Here is a 16,153-nt window from a genome sequence, read left to right as displayed (position 1 = left end):
GATGGCGGTGACCTATGAGCAGCTCAGGCAGTGGGTGCTGGCGCTGCCCGGCACCGGCGAGGTGTTCGTCGAGCAGTGGGGGCACCCGACGCTGCGGGTCGGCGACAAGATGATCGCGAGCGGCTCCCCGACCTCACCCACCGCGTCGGTCAAGGCTTCCCGGGAGGACCAGGCCGAGCTGATCGCGAGCGACCCGGAGACGTACGAGAAGGCGGCGTACGTGGGTCGCTATGGCTGGGTCCGGGTCACGCTCGCGACGGCCGACGCCGACGAGCTGCGGCGGGTCGTCGAGGACGCGTGGCGTGCCACCGCACCGAAGAAGCTGGTCAAGGAATACGACTCAGCGCAGAGCTAGGCCGACCAGCGTGACCGTGGTGGCCAGCTCGACGGCGGCGCCGAGGACGTCACCGGTGATGCCGCCGAAGCGTCGCGTCGCGTGGCGCACCAGCAGAAGCACGAGGAGCATCGCGGCGACGACCGCGGCCGGACCCTGCCACGGACGGCCCGGCACCGCCCAGATTGCAGCGACGGCGATCGGCACCGCGAGAACCGCCACCACCGGCGCGGGGACCGTGCCCGCGACCAGGGCGCCGAGCCCTTCGGCGCGGGCGGCCGGGACACCGCGGCGGCAGGCGAACGGCACCGCCAGACGGCCGGTGGTCCAGGCCAGCACGGCGCCGACCGGGGTGATCGCGGCGGCCTGGATCAGCAGCACGAGCGCGATCGCGGCCACCCCGAACGGCCCGATGTCCGGTTTTTTCATGACTTCGAGCGCGGCGGCGCCCCGACGATAGGACCCGAACGCGTCCATCGTGTCGGCCAGGCCGTCCAGGTGCAGTCCGCGGGTGAGCAGCACCGCCGCGGCCACGGTCACGCCGCCGGCCACCAGCGCGGGCGTTCCGGACAAAAGCCACAGAATTCCGGCTAGCACGCCGCCGAGCAGGAGCCCGACCAGCGGCGCGACGCTCATCGCCACGGCCGCCGCCCGCCGGTCGATCGGCCCGACCGGCAGCGGCAGGACCGTGAAGGTGGTGAGCGCGAGCCGCAGTCCGCCCACCGCTCTAGTCGTGGCCGGCCAGCAGCGCCGGATGCACTGGCAGGCCCGCGGCCAGCCCGATCGCGGTGCGCAGCAGCGGCAGTGCGGCCAGCGCGTTCAGTCCCTCGCCCAGATCCAGCCCGAGCTCGGTGACCGCGGTCAGCCCGAGCACGTCGGCTCCCTGCCGCACCAGCGGGAACGTGCCCGCGTCCGGCAGCAGGCACCAGTGCCGCACCTGGCTGCCCAGATCCCGGGCGACCAGCCCGGCCGCGATGCCCACTGGGCCGTCCAGCAGCACCGGCAGCCGGCGCGCGGCCGCGCCCAGCAGCGCGCCGGTGGCGACCGCGATGTCCGCGCCGCCGATCTGCGCCAGGATGTCCTGCGCCCCGCGCGACTCCTGCCGGATCCGATGCAGCGCGTCCCGCACCGCGGCGCAGCGCACCATCCAGGCGTTGTCGTCGAAGGTGCCGCCCGGCGCCAGCACCCGCGGCAGCACGGCGACCGCCTCGGCGCCGGTGGTGGCGGCCAGCACCGCCGCGGCGGCGGCGTCGGTGCCCCGGCCGCAGGAGGCGATCAGCAGCGCGTCCCGGCCGTCCCGCTCGGCGGCGGCGGCCAGCGCCCAGCCCTGCCGCAGCGCGGCGTCGACCGCGGCCCGGTCCAGCGCCGGGCCGTCCTCGATCGCCGCTGAGGGCGGCACCCGGACCACCGCGACGTCGGCGCCGGCCTGCGCGGCGAGCCGGATCAGCGCGCCCTCGCCGGCCTCGGCGGCGGCCACCTGGCGTTCCATCTCGTCCGGGTCCTCGCCGGCCGCGGCGCCGCCCTCGTGCGCGCCGGCCAGCAGCAGCACCCGCACCGCGGACCAGGGCTGGGGACGTGGCGTCTGCTGGGTGGCGGCGGCGAACTCGACGGCCTCGCTCAGCGGGCCGAGCCCGGCGCCACGCAGGTCGAGGGTGGCCAGCCGGTCGTGCGCGTCGGGGCCGGCGTCCTGGTCGGGCATCGGCAGATCCATGCCCGGCTCGAACACGACATCGGCCTCGTCCTCGGCCTCGCTGCCGGCCGCGACGACGACCTCGGGCGTGGCCGGCTCCGCGGGCGGCGGCGGCGCGACGACAACCGGCGGCACGGCGGCAGGCGGCACCGCGGCCGGCGGTTCGGCGGCGGCCGGGGCGGATTTGATCCAGGTGGACTGCCCGGCCACCACGAGAGCGACCCGATCGCAGACCGCGGCGAGCGCCTGGTTCGCCGTACCCAAGGCATCCGCGAAAGCGCGACCGACCGGCGTGGCCGGCACCAGCGACAGCCCCACCTCAGGGCTCACCAGCACCACCCGCCCCGCGCAGGTCTCCACCGCCGCGGCCAGCGCCGCCACCATCGCGACATCGTCCTGCGGCTGGTTCGCCGGAGCGAGCAGCGTGGCCACCCAGCCGCCCAGGTCGTCGATCAGCAGCGTGTCGTCCGGCTTGGCGTCGGCCAGCACCGCGGCCAGCCGGCCCGGATCGCCGCCGGTCTCCTCGGTGGACCAGGTTTGCGGGCGGCGGCGCTGATGCGCCTCGATGCGGTTCATCCACTCCGGGTCGTCCTCGCCACCCGCGGCGGTCGCCACATAGCGCACCGAGGCGGCGTCGGCGACCAGCGCCTCGGCGAACGCGGACTTGCCGGAACGGATGCCGCCGAGCACCAGCGCGGTGTTCCACCGATCAACGGACATGACCGTTACCTTAGGGCCGGGTCGCGAATCCCGACGCCGTAGGGTGGAAGGGCAGCGACTTCAAAGAAGTGAGGGGGCGGCGCATGCCGTGGAGTTGGCGGTACGAGGGCGTCGACGGGCAGCCGGTGGCCGGGCCGACCGAGACGTTCAGCAGCCAGGCCGACGCCGAGTCGTGGATCGGCCAGGCGTGGCGTGAGCTGGCCGCCGCCGGCATCGCTCAGGTCATCCTGGTCGAGGACGACCGGGTTGACTACAAGATGAGTCTGCAGTCGGCCGAGTGACCGGATTCCAGACCGGCCGCCGCGTGCCGCGCAGCGCGTTCGTGCCCAGCCCGGTCTTCGTCGGCATCCTCGCGCTCACCGGGGTCAGCGGATGGATGGCCTGGGTCGGGTTCGGCAACGTCAAGGTCGACGTGTTCCTGCTCGTCATCTGTGGCTGGCTGCTGTCGCTCTGCCTGCACGAATACGCGCACGCGATCGTGGCCTACTTCTCCGGGGACCACGAGGTGGCCGATCGGGGCTACCTGCGGCTGAACCCGTTGAAATACACGCATCCGCTGCTGTCCATCGTGCTGCCGGTCGTCATCGTGGTGCTCGGCGGCATCGGCCTGCCCGGCGGCGCGGTCTGGATCAACCACGAGCACATCGGCAGCAAGCTCAAGCAGTCTCTGGTCAGCGCGGCCGGCCCGCTCACCAACGTGATCTTCGCGCTGCTGCTCGCGGTGCCGTTCTTCACCGGCCTGGCGCCGGGCGTGGAGGACGGCGTGCTGACCGGCAGCTCCGACCACATCGAGTTCTGGGCGGCGCTGGCACTGCTGGCGGTGCTGCAGATCACCGCCAGCGTGCTCAACTTCCTGCCCGTGCCCGGCCTGGACGGCGGGAACATGCTGCATCCGTGGATGAGCCCGGCCTACCAGCGCGCCTACAACCTCTTCGCGCCATACGGTTTCATCCTGCTCTTCCTGCTGCTCTGGCAGTCCGAGCTCAACCGGATCTTCTTCACCTTCGTCTATTGGATCGCCGAGGTCATCGGCGTCCCACCGGCCCTGTCGTCGCTGGGCTTCGAGCTGATGCGCTTCTGGAGCAACGGCTGATCAGGGCCGCTTAGGCGGGCTGACCGTCTTCGCCGGGTCATATTCGGCGATCGGGTCGACGATCTCGTCGATCTTCTTCAGCAGGTCGCCGTCGAGCTTGACGCCGGATGCCTTGGCGTTGTCATAGACCTGCTCGGGGCGGGACGCGCCGACGATCGCCGCGGAGACGTTCGGGTTCTGCAGCACCCACGCCACCGCCAGCTGCGCCATCGACAGCCCGGCCTGGTCGGCCAGCGGCTTGAGCTTCTGCACCGTGTTGAGCGTGTCGTCGGTCAGCCAGCGCGAGATGAAGTCGGCGCCGGACTTCTCGTCGGTGGCCCGCGACCCGGCCGGCGGCTGCTTGCCCGCCTCGTATTTGCCGGTCAGGATGCCCTGCGCGATCGGCGAGAAGACCACCTGGCCGAGGCCCAGCTCGAGCGACGTCGGCACCACCTCGGCCTCGATCACCCGCCACAGCATCGAATATTGCGGCTGGTTCGACACCAGCTGGAACTTGAGGTCCTGGGCCATCTCCCAGCCGGCCCGGATCTCCGACGCGGTCCACTCCGAGACGCCGATGTAGAGCGCCTTGCCCGAGCGCACGACGTCGGCGAACGCGATCATCGTCTCCTCGAGCGGGGTCGAGTAGTCGAACCGGTGCGCCTGGTAGACGTCGACGTAGTCGGTCTGCAGACGGCGCAGCGAACCGTTGATCGACTCCTGGATGTGCTTGCGGGACAGGCTGCGGTCGTTCGGACCGGGACCGGTCGGCCAGAAGACCTTGGTGAAGATCTCCAGGCCCTCGCGGCGCTGGCCCTTGAGCGCGCGGCCGAGCACCTCCTCGGCCTTGGTGCCCGCATAGGCATCCGCGGTGTCGAACGTGGTGATGCCCACGTCGAGCGCGGCCTTGACACACGCGTCGGCGGCCTCCTCCTCGACCTGGGAGCCGTGGGTGATCCAGTTGCCGTAGGCGATCTCGCTGATGAGCAGGCCGGAACGGCCGAGATGACGGAACTCCATGAGCTCGACCCTACTCAGGTCAGAGGACGGGGCGAGTGTCCGCGAGAAGGTCGTCTATGGCCTCCGCCACATCGTCCGGGCGGCGGTGCACCGGCTCGATCAGCGTCTCGCCCTCGCGGTCCAGCGCGCCCCAGCGGCCGAACCGGTCCGCGATCAGGAACGCCACCGGGTGGATCACCAGGCCCGGGTGCACCGGCGCGACGAGCAGCTGCCCGGTGCGGTCGACCACGCCGAGCCGGTCGCCGGCGTCGACGATCGCCAGGCCCTCGTGGGTGAACCCGTCCACCTTGCGGCCGCCGGTGAGCTCGGTGGCGAACCGGCGGTACTTCGGCGCGACCACCATCCGGCCGTACTGGTCGATGGCGCCCCAGCCGCCGCGGCGCACCGGCGCCACCCCGTGCCGGAACGGTCCCGCGTCGTCGAATCCGCCCGGCACGATCAGCCGGTCATGCCGGTCGATCGCGAACCAGCCACCCGACACGTCCCGCGACACCCAGGCCAGACCCTCACTGAACGGGCGCACCTGCAGATATCCGGCGTCCGCGTCGATCAGCGCCCGGCCGTCCGCGTCGAGCAGCGTCCAGGTGCGCGCGTCCGGCCGGCGCGCCCAGGCCAGCCCGTCCGTGTACTCCCGCGCCTCGGCCCACTCGCCGCCGGTCTCCAGCGGCGCCGGCGAGACCCGCCCGAGGATCTCGTCCGAGCTGCGCGGATAGGGCCCCCAGCCCTTCTCCCGGGCCCGCTCGGTCACCTCGTCCAGCGCGTTCTCGACCCGGGTCACCATCTCGTCGTCCCCGCGGTGCCGCAGGTCGAGAGCCTGTTCGAAGCGGTTCATCGCCTCGAGATAGCGGCCCTGCTCATAGGCCGAGCGCGCGGCCTGCTCGGCGATCTCGGCCCGCAACCGGTCCGGCAGCTCGGGCGAGCCGGCCTCCTCGAACAGCCGGTCGGCCTCCTCGAACTCCCCGCGCCGGCGCAGCACGTTCGCCAGCCGGGCCTGCACGATCGCGGTCCGCCGCAGCTCACCGGTGGCCTGCGCGTGGGTCAGTGCGGCGCGCCCGTCGGCCAGCGCGAAGTCCACGTCACCGAGCACCCGCGAGACGACCGCGCGCAGGCTCAGCAGCCGCGCCCGGACCGCGTCGCGCTCGGCGTACTCCAGCTTGTCGGTCAGCCGGTCGCGGACCTCCCGGAGGTGGTCCGGCTCGTCGGCGATCTCCCGCAGGGTGCCATTCTCAAAACTCCACGGGTACGAGGCCAGCACCTGCTCGGGATCCACGAGCCGGCTGCGCGTTCCGTCACCGCCGGGACCCACGTTCCGGCCCGGATCGGCCGGCGCGCTTCCGACCAGCGGGGCAACCGCCCCGACGACGGCGGCCGCGAGCCGTTCCCCGGCATCCGCCGCCACCGGCTCCTCCGGCAGCGCCGGCGGCTCCTCGTAGTCCTCTTCCGCGTCCTCCGGCCCGACCTCCGCCTCGGGTGCAGCTTCCACTTCGGGAGCCGCTGCCGCTTCGGATGCCGCGTCCGCCTCGGGCTCGGTTTCCGCCTCGGTCTTGACTCCCGCCTCGGATGCCAGTTCCGCCGCCTCGGATGCCAGTTCCGCGTCGGTCTCGGCTTCGGCCGTGGAGTCTGTCCCGGCTGTCCGCACGTCCACAATCGACTTGGGGGACGCCCCCGAAGTGGGCGCGGCGGACACCGGCTCGGCCTCGGCCAGCGAAGCCGGCCGCTGGAGTCTGGTGTCGGTGGACGGCTCGAACCAGGCGGGCTTCTCCGCACCGGCCGATTCGGCTTCCGGTTCGGCTTCCGGCTCGGGCTCCGGTTCGGGTTCCGGCTCGGCAGTGGCTTCCACTTCGGATGCGGCGGCGTCCTCCGGTTCGGCCTCGGTCGACAGTGCGCCGAGGCCGCTCTGCCGCAGCAGCCAGCCGAGTCCGTGCTCGTCGTCGTCCGGCCCGGCCGCGGGCGCCGCGGAGGCCGGGGGAGCGGTCACCGGCTCCACCCCGGGGTCGTAGTCCACATCCGCCGTCGTGCCCAGCGACGGATCCAGGACGGCCGGCCCGGCATCCATCGCCGGCGGGGCGGTGACGGGCTCCACCGGCCCGGCGAAGGTGTCCTCCGGATCGGCTCCGGCAAGCGCCTCGACCGGCCCGGCGAAGGTCTGCGCGGCCGGTGAGACCGGCCCGGCATAGCTCTGCGCGGCCGGCCCGGCGAAGGTCTGGGCGGGCGAAACCGGCCCGGCGGGTGGTTGGGCGGCCGGTGAGATCGGTCCGACGGTGCGCCCCGGGAAGGTGTCCGCGGGATCGCCGATCGGCCCGGCGAAGGTGTCGGCCGGGTCGACGCCGGTCGGCGGCGCACCCGGCAGGGTGGTCTCCGGTCCGGCCGGCGGCCACGAGTTCGCCGCCGGAGACACGAAGGGCCGCGGCTCCTGCCAGTGCGGTATCGGCGCCGCACCGGACGTCGGCGCGGTGGGCCGGCGATGCTCCTGCGGCGACACGGGCCGAGGCGCAGGCCGCTCGAACGCCTGCGGCGGCGTGGGTGGGGCAGGTCGTTCGTAGGCCTGCGGCGGTGCGGGCGAGGTCGGTCTGGGCGCCTGGCGCTCGAACGCGTGTGGCGGCGCGGGTCGTTCGTAACCCTGCGGCGGTGCGGGCGAGGTCGGCCTGGGCGCCTGGCGCTCGAACGCCTGTGGTGGCGCGGGCCGTCCGTATGCCTGCGGCGAAGCGGGCGACGTGGGCCGCCCGTAGGTCTCCGGCGGCCGGGCGGCACCCGACCCCGGCCGGGCGGCACCCGATCCCGGACGGGTGTCGCGCAGCGTCGGCTGCACCGGGCCGTAGAACGGCGGCGGCGTCTCCTGCTCGCGCGGCGGCGCGTCCCGGAACGCGGGCCGGAACTCCTGCGGCTCCGGCGGCCCCGGAACCACGGGCGGACGTTGCCGCGGCGGCCCGGCGGCCCAGTGCGCGTCCCGGGCGGGCGGGGCTTCGGCCCGAGCCGCCCAGTGCGCGTCGCGCTGCGCCCCGGCGTCCCGTGGCTGCCCGGGGTCCCGTGGCTGCCCAGCGTCCCGTGGCTGCCCAGCGTCCCGTGGCTGTGCCTGCGGCGGCTGCGCATAGCCCTGCGCCTCCGGCGGACGCCCGGCCCAGTGCGCGTCGCGCTGCGGCCCGACATCCCGCGGACCGCGCTCCCGGGCGCCGGGCGTCCCTTCCTGCCATTCACCGTCGAGGACCCGCCCGCCCGCCCGCGGATCCCGCTGCGGCGGCCCGGGCGGCGTGCCGCGCCCATAGGCCCCGGGTGCGGGCGCGGTGCCCCGGCGATAAGGATCCGGCGACGGTTGCGCCGGCGGCGCGGGCCGATATTGCTCCGGCGCGGGCCGATATTGCTCAGGCCGGTAGGACTCGGGCGGTCGTTGGTCAGCCGCCGACCGAGGCCCCGGCACCGGCCGCTGCGGCATCGGCACCATCTGATTCCACGAGGGCTCGGCACGAAGCGGCTCGGCGCGCGGCGGTTCGACGCGGGGAGGCTCCGTGCGCGGTGGCTCGGCGCGGGGAGGTTCGGTGCGCGGCGGTTCGGTGCGCTGCCGGGGCCCGTACCCCGGTGGTTCCTCCGGAGTGCGGGAAGCGGGCTTGGTCTCGTACCGGACGGCCTCGTCGGCGTCCCACGAAGCCGGCGGCCGGGGACCCGGCCCGACCCCCGCGACACCGACCCCGTGCACGTCATCGCCCCGCGCGGCCTCATAGACCGGCGTGTGCACCGCCCGGCGCCGCCGCCCCGGATCGCCCGGATAGCGCTGCCCGGGCAGCGGCTCCCACTCCCAGGTGATCTCGTAGAGCCAGGCCGGCTCGTCGTCCCAGCGATCGGCGCCCAGGTGAGAGCTCCAGCCGTTCATCGGGCACCACGAAGGTGGCCCGACGGTTGGCAACGCTCAGTCACGGGGTGATCCACCTCGTCAGGAAATTGTGCGGTGGCCGGCCGGGACACCGGGGTACAGTCGCCCGGCTCCACTGCGGGGGTATGGAGAGGAGATTAACGGCGTGGACGGGCTCGACGCCAGGGTGCCCCTGATCTCTCCTGACCACCCGGCACGGCAGTTCATGATTACTTTCAGTGCGATTGCCAGGTCCGGCTTCCGCCGCTGGTCGACGTATCGGCAGGCCACCATCGCCGGATCGTTCACAAATATCGTGTTCGGCTTTCTGCGGTGTTATGTCCTGCTTGCCGTCGCGGAGGCCACGGTCGGCGGTCGCGCGGCCGGATACGACGCGACGCAACTGGCCACCTATGTCTGGGTCAGCCAGGGTCTGCTGAGCGTGGTGGCGATCTGGGGCTGGACGGATCTGGCCGACCGGATCCGCACCGGCGAGGTGGCCGCCGACCTGCTGCGCCCGGTGCACCCGGTGATCAGTTATCTGGCCGCCGACCTCGGCCGGGCCGCGCACGGGCTGCTCACCCGCTTTCTGCCGCCGGTGGTCGCCGGGCTGATCTTCTTCCCGCTCTACGTGCCGCAGCGCTGGGCGACGATCCCGCTGTTCGCGCTGTCGATCGTGCTGGCCACGGTCGCCTGTTTCGCCTGCCGCTACCTGGTGAACGCCACCGGCTACTGGCTGCAGGACGCCCGCGGCATGGTGATCCTCTGGACGCTGGCGTCCGGCGTGCTGGCCGGCCTCTATTTCCCGCTGCGCCTGCTGCCGGACTGGGCGGCCGTGACGCTCTATCTGGGCACGCCGTTCCCCAGCCTGCTGCAGACGCCATCCGACGTGCTGGTCGAGCGGGACTCGCCGGCGGTGCAGGCGGGACTGATCCTGGTGCAGGCGTTCTGGTGCGTGCTGCTGCTGGCGGTGTGCGTGGTGGTGCAGCGGCGGGCCGAGCGCAAGCTGGTGGTGCAGGGTGGGTGAGCTGCGGGCGTACGCGGCCCTGATCGGCGGCCAGTTCCGTTCGATCGCGTCCTACCGCTGGTCCTTCGCGGTCGAGGTGTTCTCCAACGCCGGCGCCACCGCCCTGGACGTCGCCACCGTGCTGGTGCTCTTCGGCAGCACCACCGCGATCGCCGGCTTCTCCCTGCGCGAGGCGCTGCTGGTGGTCAGCCTCTCGTCGATCGGGTTCGCGCTGGCCGATCTGCTGGTCGGCAACGTCGACCACCTCAAGAACTATGTGCGCACCGGCATGATGGACGTGGTGCTGGTCCGGCCGCTCGGTTCGCTGTGGCAGCTGCTCTGCATGGACCTGCCGTTCCGCAAGCTGCTTCGGGTGCTGCTCAGCCTGGTCGTGCTGGTGGTGGCGCTGCGGCTCAACGATCTGCAGTGGACACCCACCCGGGCGCTGCTGCTGGTGACCGTCGTGCCGGCCGGGGCGGTCTTCTTCTCGTCGATCTTCGTGCTCAGCGCCAGCCTGGCCTTCTGGTGGGTGGACTCGGGCGAGGTGGGCAACGCGTTCACCTACGGCGGGCGGGACTTCACCTCCTATCCGGTCTCGGTCTATTCGGGCTGGTTCCGCGCGACCTTCGCCTATGGTCTCGGCTTCGCGTTCGTCGCCTACCAACCGGCGCTGACCCTGCTCGACAAGCCCGACCCGCTCGGTCTGCCCGCCTGGGCCGGCTTTCTGTCGCCGCTGGTCGCGCTGGTCGCGGCCGCTCTCGCCACGCTCGCCTGGCGGGCCGGCATCCGCCACTACCGGAGCACTGGATCATGAGCGTCATCGAGATGCGAGAACTGCAGAAGGATTTCACCGTACGCGTCAAAGCGGGCCGGTTACGCCGCTTGAAACGCACGGTGTCCGCTGTGGACGGCATCGACCTGACCGTCGAGCGGGGCGAGATGATCGGCTACATCGGCCCGAACGGCGCCGGGAAGTCGACCACGCTCAAGATGCTGACCGGCATCCTGATGCCGTCCGCCGGCGAGGTGCGGGTCTGCGGCCTGACCCCGGTGCCGCAGCGCACCCGGCTGGCCCGGCGGATCGGCGTGGTCTTCGGCCAGCGCTCCCAGCTGTGGTGGGACCTGCCGTTGCGCGAGTCGTTCACGCTGCTCCGGCACATCTACCGGGTGCCGGCCGCCGAGCACGAGGCCCGGCTGCGCCGCTGCCGCTCGCTGCTCGACCTGGACGCGTTCATGGACACCCCGGTGCGCCAGCTCTCGCTGGGCCAGCGGATGCGCGGCGAGGTGACCGCGGCGCTGCTGCACGGGCCGGAGGTGCTGTTCCTGGACGAGCCGACGATCGGGCTCGACGTGGTCAGCAAGCAGGCGGTCCGGTCGTTCCTGGCCGAGCTGGGCGCGACCGGCGACGTGACGCTGGTGCTGACCACGCACGACCTGGCGGACATCGAGCGGCTGTGCCGGCGGCTGGTGGTGATCGACCACGGGCACGTGGTGCACGACGGCACGATCGAGGCGCTGCACGACCGTTACGGCTCGCGGCGCCGGCTGGTCGTCGACCTGGACGCACCGCTGCCCCCGGACTTCACGCTGGCCGGGGCCTCGCTGGTGTCCTCCGAGGCGGACGGGCACCGGCTTTCGTACAGCTTGGACTCGACCACCGCGGGGGCGGCGGTGGCGGCCCTGATGACGGCCGCGTCGGTGCGCGATCTGTCGCTGGTCGAGCCGGACATCGAGGACGTGGTCTCCCGGCTCTATCTGTCCAACGGCGCTCCATGACCAGCGCTTTTTCTAACGGTGCTCCATGACCAGGACCGCCCACGTGCCGGTGTCCAGCGCCTCGTAGCGGTGCGGGACGTCGCCGGGGAACGCGATGTAGTCGCCCGGCCCGAGCTCGACCGGCTCGCTGCTCGGCCCGGCCCGCATCCGCCCGGCAGCCACCACCACGTGCTCGAAGCTGCCCGGGATGTGCGCCTCGGCCTCGCGCGGCTTGCCCGGCTCGAGCTCCATCACATAGATGTCCCGGCGGGTGTGCGCCGAGCCCGCGGAGAGCAGCGCCGCGACGAAGTCGGCCTGGTCCGCGGCGAGCAGCGGGCCCTCGCCGCTGCGGATCACCCGGACGCTCGGCACGGGCGGCTCGACCAGCCGGCTGAACGGGATGCCCAGCGCCACCCCGAGCGACCAGAGCGTCTCGATCGACGGGTTGCCGGTGCCGGATTCCAGTTGCGAGAGGGTGGACTTCGCCACACCGGCCCGGCGGGCGAGCTCGGCCAGCGAGATGCCGGCGCGCACCCGCTCGGCGCGCAGAGCTGCGGCGATGGTCGCCAGCGGGGGAGAGGGTTGCTGCACTGTTCGCTCCATCGGACGCTCTGTTCGGTTTGACGAACACTAGCTGTCGCGTTCATTATTTCAAACCATGCGTACGGTACAGCGAACGATCGACCGCCGCCTCCTGCGGGACGCGGCCGCGATCGCCGCCGCGATGGTTGCCGTGGGCGCATCGTTCGGCGCCATCACGATCGCGTACGGGCTGCCGACCTGGGTGCCGTTCCTGATGTCGACCGTGGTCTTCGCGGGCGGCGCGCAGTTCCTGGCGGTGGGCCTGCTCGCGGCCGGCAACCCGATCGCCGCGGTGCTGGCCGGGCTGCTGCTGAACGCCCGCCACCTGCCGTTCGGCCTGGCCGTGTCGAGCACCATCGGCCCCAAGCTGCGCCACCAGTTGATCGGCAGCCACCTGATGACCGACGAGACGGTCGCCTTCACCCTGCGCGAGCCGGATCCGGAGCGCCGCCGCCGCACGTACTGGCTGATCGGCACCACGCTGTTCACCTTCTGGAATCTCGGCACGCTGCTCGGGGTGCTGCTCGGCGGCGCCACCGGCGACCCGGCCACGTTCGGCCTGGACGCGGCCTTCCCGGCGGGCCTGATCGCGCTGATCCTGCCGTCGTTGCGCGACCGGACCACCCGGGCCGTGGCTCTCACCGGCGCCGCGGTCGCGGTGCTGCTCACCCCGGTGCTGCCGGCCGGCCTGCCGGTGCTCTGCGCCCTGCTGGGCCTGGGCGCGGCCTTCATCCCGAGAAAGGCGGACGCGTGATGCTGCTCGCGGCGATCATCACCCTGGGCGTGGGCACCTACGCGATCCGGCTCGGCGGCGTCCTGCTGCGTGACCGCCTGGAGCTGTCCGACCAGGTCCAGCGGCTGCTCCCGATGGCCGCGGCGGCGCTGCTGGCGGCCCTGGCCGCGACCGCCGCGCTGATGGAGGGCGCGGCCTTCGCCGGAGTCGCCCGCCCGGCCGGCGTGCTGGTCGGCGTCCTGCTCGCCTGGCGCAAGCTCCCGTTCGTCGTGGTGGTGCTCGCCGCCGCCGCGACCGCCGCCCTGCTGCGCCTCGCCGGCCTGCCGTAACCGGTTGCCGCTTGCGGCCATCGGCGTCCGTTCGCCCTTCCGAAGCCGCCACAGTGGACGGCATGCCGATTCCCGAGCCGCCGGCCGACTTCAACCTCTGGCCCGAGGTGCGGGCGATCGCCGGGTGGCCCACGTCCGACGAGGACGGCGTTCGCGCCCTGGCCCAGGCCTGGCGGGCCGGCGGCGACGGCTTCATCCAGGCCGGCGCCCACGACGTCGGCGGTCTCGCCGAGGGCTGGCCGGACGGCGCCGGGCAGGCCTTCCACGCCCGCGTCGGCGAGAACCTGCGGCGGGCGTCCACGACCGGCGCCGACATGACCGAGATGGCGCGCCGGGTGGAGATGTTCGTGGCCGAGGTGACCGGGGTCAAGGAGGGCATCAACAACCTGATGGCGGAGAACATCGCGGCCTACGGACGCCGGTTGGCCACCCTGCCCGAGGCCGCGCGCGTGGATTTCGTGCGGCAGCTGGCCGGCCTGGTCACCGAGATGATGACCGCCTCGGCCGCCCGGATCAGCGCGGCCGCCGGCCCGATGCAGACCGTCGCCCAGCCGGCGGTCTCGGCCGGGCCGCCGGCCGGCGCGACTCCGGCTCAGGTCCGGGACTGGTTCGAGTCGCTACCGCTGACCGAGCGCTATGCGATCGCCAACAACCAGCCGGACCTGATCCGCAACCTCGACGGCATCCCGTCCGGCTTCCGGAACATCGCCAACCAGGAGGTCCTCGACCGCGAGCTGGCGTCCCTGCGCGAGTACGAGCAGCAGCTGGCCACCGGGAGCATCCCGCCCGCGCCGGGGCAGGACATCACCCAGGTGCGCCGCAACATCGAGGGCCTGCTGGAGATCCGCGACCGGCTGTCCAACGACCGGGACCTGTTCCTGATCGGCCTGGACACCAGCGGCGACGGGCGGGCGATCATCGCCAGCGGCAACCCGGACGACGCCACCAACGTCGTCACCCACCTGCCCGGCGTCGGCCACGACCTGGGCGGCGTCACCGACGCCGAGGCGCTCGACCGGGCCATCGCGCTGCGCACCCCGCCCGGCGGCGCCGGGCCCGATCCGGCCACGTCGGCGATCTACTACCTCGGCTACGACGCGCCGGACGACATCGCGCAGGCGGACTCCGACAGCTATGCGGCGGCCGGCGCCGCGCCGCTGCGCCGGTTTCAGGAAGGACTGCGGGCACTCAACTCCGACGCCCATCTGACCGTCGAGGGCCACAGCTACGGCACCACCGTGATCGGCCACGCCGCTCGCGGGCTGCTCGCCGCCGACGACGTGGTGCTGGTCGCCAGCACCGACCCGGGCGTGCAGCACGTCAGCGAGTATCGCCTCGACCGGGTCGATCCGGCACAGATCGGCGAGCACGTGCACGTGACGACCGCCGGGAACGATCCCGTGGCCCAGGCCGGGACCGCGCGACACGGCAACGATCCCACCGACCCCGCCTTCGGCGCCGACGTCTTCTGGACCAGGCCGAACTACCTCGACCTGATCGAGCTCGGTCCGGGCGTCGGGCTGGTCAGCGCGCACAGCAACTCCTACACCGAGGGCAACCCGGCGCTGGATCGGATCCGCGAAATCCTGCGCGGCGGCTAATCGCGCTTCAGGGCGCCGTGCAGGAGCACGTCGATCTGGGCCTGGCGGTCGGCGGGCTCGCCGGTCATCGGCCGGCCGGCGTGCAACCGCAGGAAGACGTCGGCGGCCGCCTCGGCGGAGACCCGCAGGTGGTCGCGGTCGGGTTCGAAGAGCTCGACGATCGCCACCTTCGTGGCCGCCTGCGAGGCTTCCCGCCCGGCGATCAGCCGCTTGGTCGGCTCGGCGTTGAGATCGGGCGACGGCCGGCGGTTGGGCATGCCGGACGCGTGCATCGCGCGCATGACATCGCCCACCCGGCCGAGATGGGCGTCGAGCGCCTCGGCGGCCTCGATCAAGCGGTCCTCCAGAGGGCCCTCCAGCGGGATCGAGCGCAGTTGGCTGAGCAGGTTCTCCGGGTCGAGGGCCTCGGCGATGCACGCCTTGAGCAGTGCTTCCTTGTCCTCGAAGACGCGGAAGATCGTGGCCTCGCCGATGCCGGCCGCGCGGGCGATCTTCGCGGTGGTCACCGCCGCCCCGAACTCGGCGATCAGCGGCAGCGCGGCCCGCACGATGGCGGATCTGCGCTCCTCGGGTGTCATGCCCGGCGCCCGGCGCCGGGCCGTGTCGTCTGTCATGCTCAAAAGCCTACGGAGTGAGTACTCACTCCGTCAACGGAAATAGGAAACGGCCGCCGTGGTCTCACGGCGGCCGTCCGGAGTCTCGATCAGACCTTCTCGTGCAAGGCCACGGCCGGCTTGGGCACCCGCATCCGGCGGAAGGTCAGCCCGCGCATGATGCCGTAGAGCGACAGCGAACCGAGGCGCTGCTTGGTGTTGGGGAAGCGCTCGCGCACCAGCGCCCGCACCTTGCGCGAGATCAGCCAGCTGTCCACGATCACGCCGACCGCCAGCAGCGCCCACAGCAGGTTTGCGGCCACCTGGATGAACACCGGCATCCGGGTGGACGAGCCGATCAGCACGATGATCGCGCCGGCGAAGAAATAGGTGCCGACGGTGCGGCGACTGTCGACGATGTTGCGGACCAGCGCCCGCTCCGGGCCCCGGTCGCGGGCCAGCAGGTAACGCTCGTCGCCGGCGCGCATGCCCGCGGATGCCTCGGCCCGCTCGACACGCTGCCGCTCGCGCATCTTCTTGTATGCCTCGCGCCGGTTCTTCGGCGCCGGCTCCACCACCCGCCGCTGGTTGGTGACCCGCTTCGGAGTGGTTTGACCCAGCTCCTTCTTGCTCGGCGTGTAGCTCTTGGGCCGGGCGGGCTCGGTCTCCTCCGCCACCGGCTCAGTGGTCACGGTGGTGGAGGCATCGTCTGACTTGCGGCGAAACAGCGAGGGCACGTCATGAAGGGTAACGAAGAGGGGGGGGGGGGGGGGGAACACGCATGCGACGACTGTCCCGCCCGGCCAGTCACTGGAAAAGGACAAGCAACCTTTAATGGCAGGACACAAGGATACGACTTCCCCTCACATGCGCT

The 16,153-nt window shown here is 72.7% G+C and carries 16 protein-coding genes; 9 read left to right on the top strand and 7 right to left on the bottom strand.

Annotation, left to right across the window (positions count from 1 at the left end; translation table 11 throughout):
- Position 1: 1 nt before the first annotated feature.
- A complete protein-coding gene (locus tag ACZ6TI_RS21840; protein WP_465346925.1) occupies positions 2-355 on the top strand; it encodes an MmcQ/YjbR family DNA-binding protein in 354 nt (117 codons plus the stop codon).
- Here ACZ6TI_RS21840 and cobS read toward each other — a convergent pair.
- Both cobS and ACZ6TI_RS21830 read right to left on the bottom strand, forming a co-directional pair.
- Positions 341-1,090 carry an adenosylcobinamide-GDP ribazoletransferase gene (gene cobS, locus ACZ6TI_RS21835; RefSeq protein WP_465347131.1) on the bottom strand — a complete coding sequence of 250 codons (750 nt, stop codon included), beginning with the start codon at positions 1,088-1,090 and terminating at the stop codon, positions 341-343. The genes ACZ6TI_RS21840 and cobS overlap by 15 nt on opposite strands.
- Complete coding sequence (locus tag ACZ6TI_RS21830; RefSeq protein ID WP_465346924.1) at positions 1,062-2,744, bottom strand: bifunctional adenosylcobinamide kinase/adenosylcobinamide-phosphate guanylyltransferase; 1,683 nt, start codon at positions 2,742-2,744, stop codon at positions 1,062-1,064. The genes cobS and ACZ6TI_RS21830 overlap by 29 nt, the downstream gene beginning before the upstream one ends.
- 83 nt (positions 2,745-2,827) lie before the next feature.
- Here ACZ6TI_RS21830 and ACZ6TI_RS21825 point away from each other — a divergent pair, with 83 nt between their 5' ends.
- Complete coding sequence (locus ACZ6TI_RS21825) at positions 2,828-3,025, top strand: hypothetical protein (protein WP_465346923.1); 198 nt, start codon at positions 2,828-2,830, stop codon at positions 3,023-3,025.
- Positions 3,022-3,837, top strand: a complete 816-nt coding sequence (locus tag ACZ6TI_RS21820; RefSeq protein WP_465346922.1) for a site-2 protease family protein — start codon at positions 3,022-3,024, stop codon at positions 3,835-3,837. Before ACZ6TI_RS21825 ends, ACZ6TI_RS21820 begins: the two co-directional genes overlap by 4 nt.
- Here the strand turns inward: ACZ6TI_RS21820 and ACZ6TI_RS21815 are convergent, their stop codons facing one another.
- Positions 3,838-4,836 carry an aldo/keto reductase family protein gene (locus ACZ6TI_RS21815; RefSeq protein ID WP_465346921.1) on the bottom strand — a complete coding sequence of 333 codons (999 nt, stop codon included), beginning with the start codon at positions 4,834-4,836 and terminating at the stop codon, positions 3,838-3,840.
- Between the two features lie 19 nt (positions 4,837-4,855).
- Complete coding sequence (locus tag ACZ6TI_RS21810; protein WP_465346920.1) at positions 4,856-8,701, bottom strand: WG repeat-containing protein; 3,846 nt, start codon at positions 8,699-8,701, stop codon at positions 4,856-4,858.
- Positions 8,702-8,996: 295 nt separating this feature from the next.
- On the opposite strand from ACZ6TI_RS21810, the gene ACZ6TI_RS21805 reads away from it, so the two are divergent.
- The 3 genes from ACZ6TI_RS21805 to ACZ6TI_RS21795 are packed head-to-tail and all read left to right on the top strand — an operon-like array spanning position 8,997 to position 11,462.
- Positions 8,997-9,707 carry an ABC transporter permease gene (locus ACZ6TI_RS21805; protein WP_465346919.1) on the top strand — a complete coding sequence of 237 codons (711 nt, stop codon included), beginning with the start codon at positions 8,997-8,999 and terminating at the stop codon, positions 9,705-9,707.
- The gene (locus tag ACZ6TI_RS21800; RefSeq protein ID WP_465346918.1) at positions 9,700-10,500 is read left to right on the top strand and encodes an ABC transporter permease; all 801 of its coding nucleotides are present in this window, start codon (positions 9,700-9,702) and stop codon (positions 10,498-10,500) included. The genes ACZ6TI_RS21805 and ACZ6TI_RS21800 overlap by 8 nt, the downstream gene beginning before the upstream one ends.
- Positions 10,497-11,462, top strand: a complete 966-nt coding sequence (locus ACZ6TI_RS21795; protein WP_465346917.1) for an ABC transporter ATP-binding protein — start codon at positions 10,497-10,499, stop codon at positions 11,460-11,462. The genes ACZ6TI_RS21800 and ACZ6TI_RS21795 overlap by 4 nt, the downstream gene beginning before the upstream one ends.
- Positions 11,463-11,474: 12 nt before the next feature.
- On the opposite strand, the gene ACZ6TI_RS21790 is transcribed toward ACZ6TI_RS21795, so the two are convergent.
- Positions 11,475-12,044, bottom strand: a complete 570-nt coding sequence (locus ACZ6TI_RS21790) for a helix-turn-helix domain-containing protein (protein ID WP_465346916.1) — start codon at positions 12,042-12,044, stop codon at positions 11,475-11,477.
- A gap of 55 nt (positions 12,045-12,099) precedes the next feature.
- Here ACZ6TI_RS21790 and ACZ6TI_RS21785 point away from each other — a divergent pair, with 55 nt between their 5' ends.
- The 3 genes from ACZ6TI_RS21785 to ACZ6TI_RS21775 all read left to right on the top strand — a co-directional run bounded on the left by ACZ6TI_RS21785 (position 12,100) and on the right by ACZ6TI_RS21775 (position 14,686).
- Entirely contained in the window at positions 12,100-12,777 is a 678-nt protein-coding gene (locus ACZ6TI_RS21785; RefSeq protein WP_465346915.1) for an AzlC family ABC transporter permease, read from the top strand.
- Positions 12,777-13,085, top strand: coding sequence for an AzlD domain-containing protein (locus tag ACZ6TI_RS21780; protein WP_465347130.1), 309 nt, complete (start codon positions 12,777-12,779; stop codon positions 13,083-13,085). The genes ACZ6TI_RS21785 and ACZ6TI_RS21780 overlap by 1 nt, the downstream gene beginning before the upstream one ends.
- Positions 13,086-13,147: 62 nt before the next feature.
- A complete protein-coding gene (locus ACZ6TI_RS21775; RefSeq protein ID WP_465346914.1) occupies positions 13,148-14,686 on the top strand; it encodes a WXG100-like domain-containing protein in 1,539 nt (512 codons plus the stop codon).
- Here the strand turns inward: ACZ6TI_RS21775 and ACZ6TI_RS21770 are convergent.
- Positions 14,683-15,300 carry a TetR/AcrR family transcriptional regulator gene (locus ACZ6TI_RS21770; RefSeq protein WP_465346913.1) on the bottom strand — a complete coding sequence of 206 codons (618 nt, stop codon included), beginning with the start codon at positions 15,298-15,300 and terminating at the stop codon, positions 14,683-14,685. The genes ACZ6TI_RS21775 and ACZ6TI_RS21770 overlap by 4 nt on opposite strands.
- 89 nt (positions 15,301-15,389) lie before the next feature.
- Positions 15,390-16,016, bottom strand: a complete 627-nt coding sequence (locus ACZ6TI_RS21765) for a DUF3043 domain-containing protein (RefSeq protein ID WP_465346912.1) — start codon at positions 16,014-16,016, stop codon at positions 15,390-15,392.
- Between the last annotated feature and the right edge of the window lie 137 nt (positions 16,017-16,153).

The organism is Actinoplanes sp. NPDC051388 (genome assembly GCF_055586225.1).
Note: the sequence above shows the minus strand (reverse complement) of the source record. Positions and strands in the feature narration are given on the sequence as shown.